We start from the raw sequence: 14,284 nt of genomic DNA on the forward strand, positions 1-14,284 counted from the left end.
GTTTACGGTAACTCCTCTATCAAATTTTTTCGTATCTGAATAGCTTCTATAGTTTTTTCCAGCGCGCTTTCAATATAATAGCCTTCTTTGACTTGCTCTTTTGCCTGTTGCAGTGTCTCTATTGCTTGTGCGAGGTACGAAGGGGCTATGCCTGCTGCAAACAGGTCAAGCTGTTCACGCCAGAATCTGTTTTGAGTGCTCTGAGAGCGCACTGTGTCCAGAATGCGTGCGCTCAGGTTCTCGCTCCAGGGCTGTGGCAACGTGGGCAGAACATATAGCCAGAAGCCTCGTGCTGTCAGAACACGTTCCATATACGCTTCAGCTTCTTCCGCTGGAATGAGCTCGCATAGTTCCACAACGACCTCTGAACTCATGCGAAGCATATCCATGTCATCTTCTCGGTAGAAGCGGTCCAGTAGCGCCCGGGACCAGCGCACATCTCGATGCAGGATGGTCGCCGCAGCCAGGATCTCGATCAACATGGTCCGTGTGCCTTCAGCGCTGTTGATGATGCCCTCTGGCGTGAGGCCTGTTCGTTCTTCCCAGATGCGCGGCGGGACCAGTGCCAGCAGCTGGACAGTAGCATTGGTTGGTTGATTCTTTGTCGGTGTAAGCCAGGGCTCACCAATATCGCTGAGCGTATGGATCTTACAGGTACCGTTGGCTATAGTGAGAAACTCGGGAGCCTGCTCATAAACTTTCCGAGCAAAGGCCGTTTGCGGTATGCGTACCAGCAGCTTCGCGATCTCGCCGCATACACGTGCGCTACGATCCGAGAAGGCCTTTTCTAGAAATGGCAGATCTTTTTCGGAAAGCTGATCGCTCAGTACGCTGACGAAGAGCGCCCGAGCCTCGGCTTTTTCCTCGTTCCAGGAGGTCTGGAGCCATTCACGTGCTGTATCGGGCTCGATTGCACGGACACGGCGCAGCACTTCGTGGCGGAATGACTGTCCCTCTTCTTGCCAGAGCGTGTGCAATGTTGTCGGATCCTGCTCGTGCAGGGCCTGATAGGTGGCCACCCATGACCATTCCGGGTAAAACTGGCTCAGCCAGCGGCCCCTTTCGCCGAGCACTGCCGCCAGATGGTAGCGTAACTGTATCCTGTTTTGATGGGTGAGGCCGGGATTGAGTACCTGTGGCATCAGGTGAAATGGCAGGATCAGTTTATGCGCCTGAAGCTGCCGACAGGCATCGAGGAGCAGTCCCTTAAAATGCTCCTTCTGCGAGTTCGTGATAATGGTTTCCAGTGCCGATGACGCAGGAGCAAAGACGGGAAGCCGCTCGGGTGGGGCTGGTGAAAAGGAAACAGTGTTCTCGGGTGCTTTCTGTCCCGCCTGTTGGTAGTTGCTCAGTACTCCTGCTGTCAGAAGCAGCTTGCGTTCTATATCGCCGCTCAACTGTTGGGAGAGTGTATCGACAGGCGTTCCCGTCGTGATATCGGGCTGTGGTATCTGACCGGTGCCCACAATGGCTGTGGTAATCAGCTTGTTCATACGCCCTCCCTTACAATGCTGTGGTAGCGTTTCTCGATCAGGGCGCCAAGCGGCGTCAGCGTAGCGCCGTTCCACTCGCACGCGATATCGATAGGATACCCGCCTGAGAGCGCCAGTAAGCTCCAGTAATTCCCTTTGGCCAGTGGCAACACCTTGTTCTGGGCGTCGCGTATCCACCAATGGCCTGTTTCATGCTCATAGAACGGAATTACCGTGTTCAGGACACACAGGAAGTAATCTTGCCAGGGTTGCAGGGCAAGTATTTGCGCAACCTGACCCAGAAAATGGTCAATACTTTCCGTCCCGGGCAGGTGCTCCGTGAGTGGCTGTAAGGCGCCGTTTCGTGACGCGAGCACAACCCGCATAGGGGCCGCTCCGGGCCAGTAGACAACCTCGGCTTGTTGAACAGATGCAGTAGGATAGACCTGCGAGAATGCCGTACCATTCAAGGAGAATTGCGAGATCATTGCAGGCCGTTTTGTCTGTCGTCCAATCATCCAGGTACGCTGGGTGACACCTCGATCTGCCGTAATTTGAATCTGTCCCAGAAAGAACCAGTCGTCGGCTACTTTCTCGCCACGGGCAAGCACCTCATCTTCCTTAAGCGTCCAGCCAATAAGTTGACGGACATCTTCCTGTAATGCAGGATGGAGTCTGTCAATATTTCGATATGCTTCGCTCAGCAGAGCAAGCTTGCCACATTGCGCAAGCAGTTGTTTCGGCCAGTCCGGGGAAGATCCGGGAATCTCTGTCAGGCGGCGCAGGCGGTTTGCCAGGCCGGAGGCCTGATGATCTACCATCTGTTTCGCGATATCATCGACGCTTTTCCAGAAGGCCTGAGGTTGCGTATCAGCGCCTCCCAGCCCATTGCGTACCAGATCGCTTAACCAGAGGTCAAGCCTTTCAATCCCTTTATCTACCAGCGCTTTGCGCTTCTCAACGGCCTTTTGAGAGGGAACGCTTGCGCTCTTTTTGGGCGCCGCCTCTTTGCGCTTTGCCGCTTCTGCGCGACGCGTCAGCCATGCCTCAACCCATTCAGGAGGGTCAGTTGTCGGGAGCGCATCAGGGGTGCTGGCAACCAAAAAGAGGAGGCCGAGCCCATGCTTACATGGAATTTTCCGGCTCGGGCAGCTACAGGTAGCAGTGAGCGTTGCCGCATCAACTTTTACCTGATAGATGGCGCTGCCTCTGCACTCTCCCCAGAGTGCCTGTTCATTCTGACCCAGATTTTGCCAGTTTTTCATGGCACTCAGCTTCTGCCCGTTTTTAGCAGAGCTGGAATCTGGAGCCATCGCTGTAACTTGTTCTTTTGTGATCTGTAAACCCACTCAGTTGCTCCACTCAGATCTTTTTTTTGTGGTCTGATAAAGTCTTCTTTGTCAGAGTAACAAAAGTGGAAGCGGTTGTCTATGGAGTTTCCCCTTGACAACCCCATTGAAACTTCTTTTTATCGGCATTCGTGGAATTGATATGTTTCCAGTGCTGTACACTGATACCAGTTCAGCCACTATCAGGGTGTTTTTACTGCTGACAGGGAGGTTCTTATGTGTTTGAGTTGCGGGTGTGGAGATCCCAACAATGATCATGGTGATGCACGCAATATCACTCTACGCGATATCGATGAGGCCGCCAGGGCCGCAGGAACCACGCGGGAAAGAGTGGTAATGAATATTGTGCACTCAATGCAGAAAATCCAGCAGGTGGAGGAGTACAGACGCAGAACCGGGAGCTATCCCGTCTCAATGCACCATCCGGGCGAGGCCAATCTACACGATGAGGAAAGCGAGCGGATGGATGGGTATGTAGAGACGCAGCGGCGAGGCTATGGAGAGGTTCATAATACAGTGGGTCAGCCTGCGTCTCAAAACCCGGCTCAGCAAGGATATGATCCTGCTCATAGTGGTGTACAATCTTCACGTAAGCGCCCCGGTGCGCGTGTCCCCTCACCCGGACGAGAGGAAGGGACTGCCTGGGCGAACAGCAAAGAGTATACGACCGATTCTCCCGAAGAGGGAAACCCCACAGCATAGCTTCAAGCAGCCGCCCCGGCCATGAAAATGAGGAGGTAAAAAGCGAATGGCAGAAAAGCTCAAGGTGCAACATGTGCCTTTAAAAATCTATAGATCGACTGATAGATTGATGGTTGCGGTGCCGATGCCTGGTCTGGAACCCGAGGATATTCAGGCAGAGGTAACGGACGATAATCGCCTGATCCTTCAGGGGGAGCTGCGTGGCTCATTGAAGGAGATCAAGGAACTGTTGCTCGATGAATGGAGCGTTGGCGGCTACTATCGGGAAGTTACACTACCTGATAATGTCGATGCTGAACGCGCCAATCTTTCCTATGGGAACGGTGTGTTCGTGCTGACTTTCCCGCTCAGCGGGCAGACTGTCCCGGCACGGCTTACTATGGAGAAGGTCGGGGTTGCTCATGGGCAACGCTCCGGCAATGCCGGACAACTTTCCTGAGGTGAGAAGGTATCACAGAAAGCGGTCTTCTGAACACCGCTTTCTTCTTTTTCCCCTGAACTGCTGAGGTTAAGCAGTTATTTTGAGTCGAACAATGGCATGCACTGCGAAGAGCCCCAAGAGAGAGCACAAGGAAAGTGTGAAAGAGATCACTGCCAGAAAGTGGCATAAGACATGTCTCTTCTTGAAGAAGCATGGTAAGCTAGAGGGAACAAACGAATGTGATCACACTATGAACCAGGACTCTGATATTACAGGGGCATGGAAGGAGATAAAGCGTGCAATGTAAAAAGTGCGGGGCAACAGTGCCAAGTGGTGCCTATACTTGCCCTGTGTGTGGAACACCTCAAGGTTATACAAATTATCCTCCGGGGGCAAATCCGAATAATAGCCCATCTATGGAAGGCCTTGAACCGACCGTCCTGGCAAATCAATCCGGGGATGCTTATAACGCGCATATACAAGATCCGTATAATGGCGGACAACAATACGGAAGTGGCTCCTCATATGCACCACCGCCGCCCTCTTATCAGCAGGGACCGCCTCCCTATGGCAGTACGCCGCAGGGACCGGGAGGCTTTTATGCTCCTCCTCCGCGTCCTCCAAAGAAGAATACAGGACTGATTATCGGCGTGATTGTGGCGGTGCTGGTTGTGATCGCGGCCTGTGGCGGCCTGGGTGCCTGGGCGCTTTCTCTGGGGCGGGATACAAAAACGGCGGATAGTGATCCGACACCGACGACCGAGCCAACCCAGGCGCCAACGTCAACAATTGAGATACCAACGGTAACGCTTCCGCCTTCACCGACATCTGATAGTGGTGATAACGGTGACACTCCCTCTGGAAAGCCCATTTCACCAACTGCGGCGGCGATCATTTTGAATGCACAGACTGCCAGCGCTATTGATGAGGAATCGGCCAAGCCAACGAAAACAACATCGACCTTTAAGCTGAACAGCGATGTGTATATCACCTTTGACCTGAATGCTTCAAAGTCTGGCCTGAACTTCAAGCAAGGGGATACTGCCTATATCGGTGTTGTCTATTACCTTGAAGGCGTGAAACAGAACGCTAAAGCGGATCCCTTAAAGATCGATTCATCAACCTACACAGCACCGGGTGGCTACTTTGGCATCACGTATAAGCTCCCAGGTGAGGGCGCGGCAGAACTGTACTGGTGCCGTTCGTCCAGTTGTAGTGATGGTGAGCTGGCTCAGGTTGTGCATTTCACCGTAACAGCATAACAGTCGCATGGCCACTTCGAAACGCGCCTGACTAACTTGAACATTGTTGGATCATCTCCCTCCTGGATGAGGGAGATGATTTTTTTTCGGTCAAGTGGCGAAAAAGTTGTTAGAATAGAGAGCAGATAGTTGTTATTTTTGGTCTGTATGAAGGAGCACATGATGCAGACACTTTTGGGTATTGACCTCGGTACAACAGGGGTGAAGGCTGCTCTTTTTGCCGTAGAGGATGGTCGTGTGCTGGCGGACGCGTTTGTTGATTATCCTCTCTATCACCCGGCTCCCGGATGGGCGGAGCAACAACCGGAAGAGTGGTGGCAGGCAACGATAGCCGCGATCAAGGCCTGTCTGGTGAAGGGCGCTCGGCAACAATTACAGGTGTGTGGAGTAGGGCTTTCCGGTCAAATGCATGGGGTGGTTCTGCTGGACGAACAGCAGCAGGTGCTGCGACCCTGTATTATCTGGGCCGATCAGCGCAGCGATGCACAGTGTCGCTGGATGACGGAGCGAGTCGGCGCGAAACAACTGATAGAGTACACATCAAATCCTGCGCTGACCGGTTTTTCGGCTCCCAAACTACTCTGGGTACGTGAGCATGAACCGGAGCTCTTCGCACGGGCACGTACTATGCTCTTGCCGAAAGATTACATCCGCTATCGCCTGACCGGGCGCATCGCGATGGAGATCTCCGATGCAGCCGGGACCTGCCTGCTGGATGTCAGGTGTGGTGTCTGGTCCCAGGAGGTGCTACAGGCGCTTGAACTGGACCCCGCCTTGCTTCCTCAGGTGGTGCCTGCCGATACAGCTTGTGGGACCATCAGTGAAGAAGTGGCGGCGCTCACAGGCTTACCCTCAGGAATCCCGGTAGCTGGCGGCGGTGCTGACAATGCCTGTGGAGCTGTGGGCAATGGGGTTGTTTCTCCAGGGCTGGCTCTGGTCTCGGTCGGAACAAGCGGTATTGTGCTTGCGCATGCCGAGACCCCGCAGGTTGATACTTCCGGGCCCGTGCCGAGGGTGCATACGTTTAATCATGCGGTTCCCGGGGCCTGGTATCTGATGGGAGTCACTCAAGGTGCAGGGCTCTCGCTTCGTTGGGTGCGTGACAATATTGGCTTGCCGGAGCGAGCGCTTGAACGCTGGACCGGCGTCGATGCATATGAAACCCTCTCCCAGGAGGCAGAGAGCGTGCCGCCCGGTTGTGATGGCTTGCTGTTTCTTCCTTATTTGCAGGGTGAGCGCACCCCCCATCTTGACGCCTACGCGCGCGGTGGCTGGATTGGCCTGACTGCAAGCCATGACAGGCGCTATCTGATCCGGTCGGTACTCGAAGGGGTCGCATTCAGCCTGAAAGATTGCTTCTCGATTATCCAGGAACAGGGATTGACGCTGGAACAGGTTCGGGCAACGGGTGGCGGTGCGAAAAGCCCGCTCTGGCGTCAGATCATCGCCGATGTGCTTGGTGTTGAACTGGTCACGACCAATGCGACCGAGGGGCCTGCTTTTGGGGCTGCACTGTTGGCTGGTGTCGCGGCCGGGGTCTATGCCTCTGTGGTAGAGGCCTGCGAGCGGACTGTGCGTGTGGTTGAGCATACAGAGCCGCAACGTGCCGCGGTATACGAGCAGGCGTATGGAATCTATCGTGCTCTCTATCCGGCGTTAAAGCCAATTATCAGTAAGCCTGTCTCTTTCTAAGTGAGAAAACGAAGGAGGCTCCTTTAGCTTGCAAAGGAGCCTCCTTCGTGCGTGTATTTAGATATTCTGATTTAGGATGTCGTTATTATTGTGGCCCAGAGCGCACCCAGGAACAGGATATTGAGAATAGCTAAACCAATACCAATCAGGGAGCAGACAAGACCTGTGACTGCATTGCCTTTCTGACGTGAAGACATCGCAATACCTGATAGAATCGCGCCAAGCACACAGAATGGTAGACCTGCCCACCCGGCGCAGAGGGAGAACACCAGCCCGATAATACCAAATACCAGACCGGCTGTGGCAAGGCCATTTGATTGTCTGGGAGGAGCCACGTAAATAGGAGCAGCCTGGGCCTGTGATTGCGCCTGCGAATGTACGTTCTGCACCACGATATTGATTGGCTGTGGTCCCGGCGGTGGCGGAGTCGGCTGCTGATAAGGATTTTGATATGCTGGCGGATTTTGTGGCTGATATGGATCAGTATAGTTTGTTGGTGGATATGCTGGCGGTTGTCCCTCCTGAGGCCAGGAATGAGGAACAGACGGTTGTCCCTCATAAGGGCGTTCAGGATATTGCCCATAAGGATTATAGTTGCTACCCATATTTTTTCCCCTCTGTATAGCAAAAAAAGCTTGAAAGAGAATGATTGCAGCTTGCTCCCCGCTGAGAGGGTGCTTCTTCTGGCTCTTGACTCTGACCTTCTGCTATTGAATATGCGTAATCCTCAACAGCAACCCGGCAGTTACATGGTGAGTATACTTGATTTTGGGATCTGAGGCAATGAATTGTCTCACACTTCAAGCGCTGCTTTCGTGAAAATGTGTTGGTATAAGCTGGTAGAAGATGGGGAAAGAAGCAAAAATATGGTGTAAGAGCAAGAGAAAAAAGCAGGCCTGCCACAGCATGCCAGGCCTGCTCATACCGTTTTGTGATTTAAAACTGCTGATAATATTCCTGTAAATGAACAACCCTATGTTCCAGGCGGGATTGCTCGGCGGCAAAGGCCATCAGATGGCTCTGCACCGAGGTTGCGGCTGAGGTCAATCCCTCGACCTGCCCATCATTGCGCACCAGTTTAAGGAAGTCTCGCATGATTCCGCCATCACCACCACCGTGACCATAGTGACCTTTAGGCCTGCTCAGGTTGATCACTTGCTTGTGCCCGGTTGAGAAATCGGTAATCTCGATCTCGTTCTTGCCCATTGCGGCGCGAAGCTCACCTTTCGTTCCCATCAATTTGAGCGTGCGATCAACGTCGTTTGTAAAGGCGCTCATGGTAAAGACGGCTGTCACCTCGTTCGCAAATTCCAGATTGACGACCTGATGGTCAACCACATTGTTGTCACAGTGGTAGACGCAGCGACCATAGGGGCCCTCTTGCAGTGCCTTGATAACTCCTTCCCGGCTAGTATCGTTGGTAATCACGGAAACAGGCCAGCCTGTTTGGCCGGTCAGATAGAGTTTGGGCGCGTACCAGGGGCAGGTTTCCGCCACTGGACAGTTATCAAGACAGCGTTGCGGCGCTCCTTCGGGGGCGTTCTCCGGGCGGAAGTGCGTGAGGGTGCCAAAAGAGGAAATATGAACACAATCAGCGCCCGCCAGCCAGAGCAGGATATCCATATCATGGCAGGATTTTTGCAGGATCATCGGGCTGGAGAGATCCGAGTTGCGCCAGTTGCCGCGCACAAAGCTGTGCCCATAGTGCCAGTAGCCAACGTTCTCGTTATGCTGAATAGACATCAAGCGGCCAATAGCACCATCTTCAAGCAACTTTTTGATCGTTGCAAAAAAGTCGGTGTAACGCAAGACATGGCAGATAGAGAGGATACGATTGTGCTCGCGGGCACATCGCTCCATCTCGATGCACTCTGCTGGCTCAGGAGACATCGGCTTCTCTAGCAGGACGTGATAGCCGGCCTTGAGCGCTGCTATCGTTGGCTCAAAGTGCATGCGATCCTGTGTACAGATCAAAATTGCGTCGGTCAGTTGGGGTTGTGCAAGAAGGTCATGCCAATCAGTGAAACAGCGATCATCGGGAATGGAATATTGCTGCTTAAACTGCTCAAGTCGTACGGGATCCGGCTCAGCAACGGCCACAAATTCTGCTTCATGCGGATTTTCCAGGACGTAGGGGGCATAAGATAACATACCACGATGCCCGGCACCGAGGAGGGCAAGAGTGATCTTCTTCAAAACATTTCTCCTTCTTCGCCAGATTTGCGGGCTTTTCTGGAATAGCGGGGCTTGGCGCCAATGGTGGTCAGCAAGCTATAAGGCCAAATATAAAAATGGGTGTACGTCTTTGCATTGCTCCTGCCCTGCAAGAGTCGATGCAAACGTACACATGTATGAATAAAAGCGCCTTTATTATAACAAACTCTGCTTGCTTTGAATAGTACGCCCGCTTGCTTATGCCCTGATCAGGAAGGGGATACATTGGTTGGGAGGACAACTTGTTGATAATAGTTGCAAAGATCTGTGAGCACACACTTCTTGCAACGAGGACGCTCATAGACGCAGATACGCTGTCCATGACGTAGCAATCCTTTGTGAAAGTTGTAGATAACCTGGGCATCCTGAGGCAGCAGGGCCTGTAAGAGGGTGTGAGCTGCCTCTGCTGAGACCTTTTTTCCAATAAGCCCGAGTCGTATCGAGACACGATGCACGTGTACATCGACGGGGAGTGTTGGCTTGCGGCAACTGAAAAGCAAGACACAGGCATTGGTTTTAGGGCCTACCCCTTCAAGTTGACCAAGCCAGTTGGATGCAGCTTCCAGTGGCATATCACGCAGGAAATCCAGATTCAGCGAGCCTTTTTCTTCGGTGATGCGCCGCATAATCGCTTGCAGGCGGGGCGCTTTTTGTTCGGGCCAGTTGACATTAGAGATTACTGCCTCCACTTGCTCGGTGGGTGCATCGCGGACCGCTTCCCAGGAGCCAAACTGTTTGAGCAGGTTATCATAGGCGGCTGCCGTCTGTTCGTCACGAGTGCGGTGGGACAGAATGATATCAACCAGCATGCTCATGGGATCTTTGGTCGGCCAGGGCGCGACACCATAGAACTCGGTCAGGCGGTGCGTGACTTCTAAAGCTTTTTGGGATAGGGCGGCAATATCGTCTGTGGGATAGCCGTAGTCGGCGGGATTGCGTTGTATTTTTCGCTTCACTCTCTCGATCCTCCTTAGTTGGTATACGTTGTGGCGGTGCGGAGGAGTGACATCGGATAGCGATATGAAAACGGAAAAAGATGTACTGCATTACTATGGTGAGAAAAATCATTATTTCTGAGTACGTGAGAAAGTGAAAGGATAATATGATACTGGCGCAATGGTTTGTGTCACCGCTCACGCAAGCAATGGATACTTTCCTCTGGTTCGCCGAACAGATCCCGGATGAACGGCAACGCTGATACAAAAATGCCTGGAGAATAGAGTGTACAGCGGCAGGATTTTCCCCTCTTGTGCCAAAAACGCTTGTCTTATTGCAGAACTATCCGGGTTATCCGATACCTCGGGAAACGACCTGTAGCAGTCGCAGTATGGCAGCAGATGCAGGATCCAGAGAGTCGTTTTACTGATAGAGGCATAGCGTGGCTGCAAGCAAGGAGCGCTTGCCCATGAAGTGCTAAGGCGTGGGATCAGTTGAGGGAGCAGCTCAATTGGGGATCCATATCGCTTCACTGGTTGATGAGAAAGCCGCAATAGACACTGGACATATGCAACGGTCCTGCTTCTGGGATATTGCTATCATACGTCAGCCATTGCATTGAAAAGCATGCAGGCAGCCATAGAGAGGCTGCCTGCACCACGCTTACCTGGTTGGCAGCCAGCGAGGAACGCTCTCTTTGTACTGACGATACTCGTCCCCGAACTGCTGCTCAAGCACTTTTTCCTCCTGATCGATGACGCCAATATTGATGAATTTGAGGACCACTGGCAGGAGGGCAAGCGGCCAGATGCGGTTGAGAAGGACAGAGAGCCCGATATAGAGCGCTGTCATGCCAACGTAGATAGGATTACGGCTCAGTCGATAGGGGCCCTCAACAACCAGGGTGGTTGTTGGCTCACTGTGTGCGGGTGATGTGTTCGCCTGACGCATGGCTTTTAACGAGAGTAGCCCGACCGCGCCTCCAACCCCGAGCAGGATGCCGCCAACGAAGGTGCGGAAACTTCGCGGAAAAAGCCGGAGCGGCAACCAGGAATCCAGATACATACCCAGGGCAAAAGCTCCACCATAGACGAGGGGTGGCGGCGCTAGAATTTCTCGTGTTTCCTTTTTCATAGGGCTCCTTTCACGATGTCCTGTGAAGATATCACTTCACAGGTGTGTTTTCCTTGTTGATGCCTTTCTCTTTAAGGTACGTTCTTCAGGAAAAAACGGTTTTCTCGTTCAGGGTTTAGCCCTTTTCTGGATCTTGCCAGTGCAACCAGAGCAGCGCGTTATAGAGCTGGGTTCTCCAGACGGACCAGGAGTGATAGCCTTTCTGCACGTCAAGGGTATAGGTGATGTGGTATTTCTTAAGTAATTGCACAAATTGCTGTGCATAGGTGTAATAAGGCTGATCTTTGGTCGCTGCACCAACATAGAAGCGGATATTCCAGGCCTCTTTTTTGTTGGGCAGGATCAGTTGCGGGCTGTTTGCCTGCATTAACTTTTGATCCTTGTTCCAGATGTCTCCCTCTGCCTTATAGTAGCCTCCAAGCGTGATAACGGTGCCGAAGAGTTCAGGGTGATGTACCCCGATGTTGGTTGCTCCATAGCCGCCCATTGAAAGGCCTCCGATTGCTCTATGCTCACTATCAGCCTCTGTACGGTATTTGCTATCAACATAGGGGACCAGATCTTTGACAATAAAATCCTCCATGTTCTGATTGTGGGCTGTGTTGGCCCATTCGCTAGGAGGGCCCGGACGGCCATTCCCATCAGGGAAGACCATAATCAGGTTATGGATCTGGCCCAGATTGATAAGCGTATTAGCCGATTCGACGGCGCTTCCTGCCTGAATCCAGTCTATCTGTCGTCCGGGCGCTCCGTGAAGCAGGTAGAGGACCGGATAGGAGAGTTGAGCCCCTTCCTTTGTGTAGTAGGAAGGCGGCAGGTAGATCATAAATGTGCGGCGCTGCCCTTGAAGCGACTTACTGATGACCGAATCTTGAAGTACAGTTCCGGCAACGGCAGATCCCTCGCCTCCTTTCCCTGTCTGTGGGGGTTTATGCAGTCCGACGTCTGGCGCGAAAAGGAAAAGCGAAACCGATTGGCTGGAAAGGTAGATCAGGAGCACCAGGAAGAGCGCTGCCGTCCATTTCCCGAGCAGAGAGAGTGCCGGATGCGTCTGTTGTGCGGCTCGAAGCTCGATCTGTTTGTGTCTGCGCTCCTCCCAGTTTCGCGCCCATTGTATGTCCCGCTTTTGGGCCTGCTCAATCCCGAAGTTGTAGACCCGTTTGGCAAGCGTGTAGCAGGGATCAAGGAGTACCTCGCCGACCACCTGACCGACGGCGGAGCCAATAAAGGCGCTGAGGAGAGCAAGGGCGCTCATAATAAGTGCGGTCTGGATAAATGCCTGCTGATCGAGCGGTAAGAGGTGCCCGCCCGGGTCTCGTTGGGGTTGAAGCTGTTCCTGAAGAAAGGGAATCAGGTAGCTCTGGGCAAACACAAGGCCTGAACCGAGGATTGCGCCACCTTTGCGCCTGAAGAGAATAGTCGCAAGCAGTCCACTCAATGCGGTGAGCGCTAGCATCGCTGTCAGCAGAGACCGTTGCGGATCAAGGCCGACAGTCAATAGCGCCGTGATAATACGATCCTGAAAGTGATACGTCACCAGAAGAGAGCCTAGCAGGAGCGCCAGCAAGAATGTGAGTGTCTGTGGCACTATGAGCAAAAGTTTTCGCATACATATTTTGTCCTGTAATGAAGCTTGTGGTAGAGAGTTCATCCTGTGGTTCAGAGCATACGCTTTTTTGCGCTGAAATGAATGCCCCCGCAGGAGGTAATCACACCCCTCTTGAGAGGGGGTCTGTTCTGTGCCTGTGAACCGCTGAGAGGGCTCCGCATCCACTTGAGAAGGGCATTGAAACGATAAGGCTCTGCAATACTCCTGTGGGGGCGGAAACCCCCCTTCAGAGGCATTACAGAAGAAAGAACACATGCTACTCTTCTGGTACGGAACGAAAACGACGTTCCCTATGAACGTGAATTGAAGAGATATCACGGCTTGCAGCTTGGTGCAGTTGCCTTATAGATATTCTGATACTCTGATGTTAGTTGGTGATACGAGGTATGCAAAAATGTATGAGATGCAACATAGTCAACCGCTCATTCCTTCTTTTATGGCTCCTTCCTCGGTGCTGACTTTACCGGAGCGAACACGCTCAACCAGCCTCGACGAAAAAGGACGTGCTTATGTATTAACATGCGCTTATGGATATAACTCTATTGTGTATTTTGGTCTGCGTCGCGAGAAGCAGTGTTTCTTTTCTCCTTCGGGGCTGGCATATATCAGTTATGCAGTTGAAAAGGTAGCTTTCGCGAAAGTCGCGATTGTAGTTGGTGATCCTGTCGGGCCGCTAGATGAGATTCCTGCTGTGTTGAATGCCTTTCACTCATACTGCCATGAACGTGGATGGTTGCTTGCTTTCTGGCAGGCGCGGGCTGAACTGGTGCCGCTCTATCGGCGGGCCGGGATGCGTTGTCTGAAGATTGGTGAAGATGCTGTTTTGCAGCTTGACAAATTTACCTTGAAGGGGGGCGCAATCGCGAATGTGCGCACCTCGCGACGACGGGCGGAGAAAGAGGGCGTGTATGTACGCTTTTATCAGGGGAGCATTATTGAGGAGCACTGCCTTGACCAGGTGAAAAGTATCTCTCAGTGCTGGCTTGAGCACAAGGGTGGTCATGAAATGGGGTTCAGCATGGGGCATCTGGAGGCTGCTTTACATGATCCCGAGCAGGTACTTGCGCTGGCAATTGACCAGAAGGACAAAGTGCATGGCTTCGTCTCGTTTGTGCCCATTTACGGACGCAATGGGTGGGGGCTGGATCTGATGCGGCGCGCTGATGATATGATCCCCGGTACGATGGAGCTCCTGATTACGGCTGCGATCGAGCATTTCAGAGAGCGGGGGGCAAAGATGATGAGCCTGGGTTTAGCACCTCTGTGCAATATGAGTGGTGAGGAGAAGACCCGGCTTGAGCGCTGGATTGATGCTTTGGTGACGCGCTATGGAAATCTGGGGCATGCTCGTTCCCTTGTCTCTTTTAAGAAGAAGTTCCACCCTATCTGGGAGAGCCGCTATCTGGTGTTCCCGCATCGGCGACAACTTCCCTATATTGGCTATGCCTTGCAGAAAATTCATGAGCGGGATGAATAGATTTCATATAGCATTC

At 52.8% G+C, this 14,284-nt stretch carries 12 protein-coding genes and 1 pseudogene; 5 read left to right on the top strand and 8 right to left on the bottom strand.

The genetic code is table 11. From position 1 onward, the window contains the following. Positions 1-2 precede the first annotated feature (2 nt). Positions 3-1,493, bottom strand: a complete 1,491-nt coding sequence (locus KTH_RS29165; protein WP_497622390.1) for a DUF5691 domain-containing protein — start codon at positions 1,491-1,493, stop codon at positions 3-5. Further along, positions 1,490-2,737: an SWIM zinc finger family protein gene (locus KTH_RS29170; protein ID WP_497622392.1), complete on the bottom strand. Its 1,248-nt coding sequence runs from the start codon at positions 2,735-2,737 to the stop codon at positions 1,490-1,492. The genes KTH_RS29165 and KTH_RS29170 overlap by 4 nt, the downstream gene beginning before the upstream one ends. Positions 2,738-3,037: 300 nt before the next feature. Here KTH_RS29170 and KTH_RS29175 point away from each other — a divergent pair, with 300 nt between their 5' ends. The 4 genes from KTH_RS29175 to xylB all read left to right on the top strand — a co-directional run bounded on the left by KTH_RS29175 (position 3,038) and on the right by xylB (position 6,898). Further along, positions 3,038-3,523, top strand: a complete 486-nt coding sequence (locus KTH_RS29175) for a hypothetical protein (protein ID WP_497622394.1) — start codon at positions 3,038-3,040, stop codon at positions 3,521-3,523. A 46-nt stretch (positions 3,524-3,569) separates the two neighbouring features. Then, positions 3,570-3,962, top strand: a complete 393-nt coding sequence (locus KTH_RS29180; protein ID WP_111325763.1) for an Hsp20/alpha crystallin family protein — start codon at positions 3,570-3,572, stop codon at positions 3,960-3,962. 398 nt (positions 3,963-4,360) lie between these two features. Next, positions 4,361-5,206, top strand: a complete 846-nt coding sequence (locus tag KTH_RS29185; protein ID WP_497622397.1) for a hypothetical protein — start codon at positions 4,361-4,363, stop codon at positions 5,204-5,206. A gap of 159 nt (positions 5,207-5,365) precedes the next feature. Continuing rightward, entirely contained in the window at positions 5,366-6,898 is a 1,533-nt protein-coding gene (gene xylB, locus KTH_RS29190) for a xylulokinase (RefSeq protein ID WP_497622399.1), read from the top strand. 71 nt (positions 6,899-6,969) lie between these two features. Here the strand turns inward: xylB and KTH_RS29195 are convergent, their stop codons facing one another. The 6 genes and pseudogenes from KTH_RS29195 to KTH_RS29220 form a co-directional block, all read right to left on the bottom strand. Further along, positions 6,970-7,503, bottom strand: coding sequence for a DUF4190 domain-containing protein (locus KTH_RS29195; RefSeq protein WP_111325767.1), 534 nt, complete (start codon positions 7,501-7,503; stop codon positions 6,970-6,972). A 331-nt stretch (positions 7,504-7,834) separates the two neighbouring features. After that, entirely contained in the window at positions 7,835-9,094 is a 1,260-nt protein-coding gene (locus tag KTH_RS29200; RefSeq protein WP_497622401.1) for a Gfo/Idh/MocA family protein, read from the bottom strand. Between the two features lie 216 nt (positions 9,095-9,310). Next, entirely contained in the window at positions 9,311-9,391 is an 81-nt protein-coding gene (locus KTH_RS29205) for a CVP-CTERM putative sorting domain-containing protein (RefSeq protein ID WP_497623299.1), read from the bottom strand. A gap of 101 nt (positions 9,392-9,492) precedes the next feature. Then, positions 9,493-9,927: pseudogene (locus KTH_RS29210) on the bottom strand (endonuclease III domain-containing protein); the annotation flags it as partial. Positions 9,928-10,711: 784 nt separating this feature from the next. Further along, positions 10,712-11,182, bottom strand: a complete 471-nt coding sequence (locus KTH_RS29215; protein WP_111325770.1) for a methyltransferase family protein — start codon at positions 11,180-11,182, stop codon at positions 10,712-10,714. A 115-nt stretch (positions 11,183-11,297) separates the two neighbouring features. Continuing rightward, a complete protein-coding gene (locus KTH_RS29220; RefSeq protein ID WP_170142943.1) occupies positions 11,298-12,791 on the bottom strand; it encodes an alpha/beta hydrolase in 1,494 nt (497 codons plus the stop codon). 403 nt (positions 12,792-13,194) lie between these two features. On the opposite strand from KTH_RS29220, the gene KTH_RS29225 reads away from it, so the two are divergent. Beyond that, positions 13,195-14,268 carry a bifunctional lysylphosphatidylglycerol flippase/synthetase MprF gene (locus KTH_RS29225; RefSeq protein ID WP_170142944.1) on the top strand — a complete coding sequence of 358 codons (1,074 nt, stop codon included), beginning with the start codon at positions 13,195-13,197 and terminating at the stop codon, positions 14,266-14,268. The last annotated feature ends 16 nt before the right edge of the window (positions 14,269-14,284 follow it).

It is taken from the genome of Thermosporothrix sp. COM3, assembly GCF_059696735.1.

What these genes read in the sequence shown, in the direction of transcription:
- KTH_RS29165 (WP_497622390.1), bottom strand. Translation starts at nt 1,493, where the DNA reads ATGAACAAGCTGATTACCACAGCCATTGTGGGCACCGGTCAGATACCA.
- KTH_RS29170 (WP_497622392.1), bottom strand. Translation starts at nt 2,737, where the DNA reads ATGAAAAACTGGCAAAATCTGGGTCAGAATGAACAGGCACTCTGGGGA.
- KTH_RS29175 (WP_497622394.1), top strand. Translation starts at nt 3,038, where the DNA reads ATGTGTTTGAGTTGCGGGTGTGGAGATCCCAACAATGATCATGGTGAT.
- KTH_RS29180 (WP_111325763.1), top strand. Translation starts at nt 3,570, where the DNA reads ATGGCAGAAAAGCTCAAGGTGCAACATGTGCCTTTAAAAATCTATAGA.
- KTH_RS29185 (WP_497622397.1), top strand. Translation starts at nt 4,361, where the DNA reads ATGGAAGGCCTTGAACCGACCGTCCTGGCAAATCAATCCGGGGATGCT.
- xylB (WP_497622399.1), top strand. Translation starts at nt 5,366, where the DNA reads ATGATGCAGACACTTTTGGGTATTGACCTCGGTACAACAGGGGTGAAG.
- KTH_RS29195 (WP_111325767.1), bottom strand. Translation starts at nt 7,503, where the DNA reads ATGGGTAGCAACTATAATCCTTATGGGCAATATCCTGAACGCCCTTAT.
- KTH_RS29215 (WP_111325770.1), bottom strand. Translation starts at nt 11,182, where the DNA reads ATGAAAAAGGAAACACGAGAAATTCTAGCGCCGCCACCCCTCGTCTAT.
- KTH_RS29220 (WP_170142943.1), bottom strand. Translation starts at nt 12,791, where the DNA reads ATGCGAAAACTTTTGCTCATAGTGCCACAGACACTCACATTCTTGCTG.
- KTH_RS29225 (WP_170142944.1), top strand. Translation starts at nt 13,195, where the DNA reads ATGCAACATAGTCAACCGCTCATTCCTTCTTTTATGGCTCCTTCCTCG.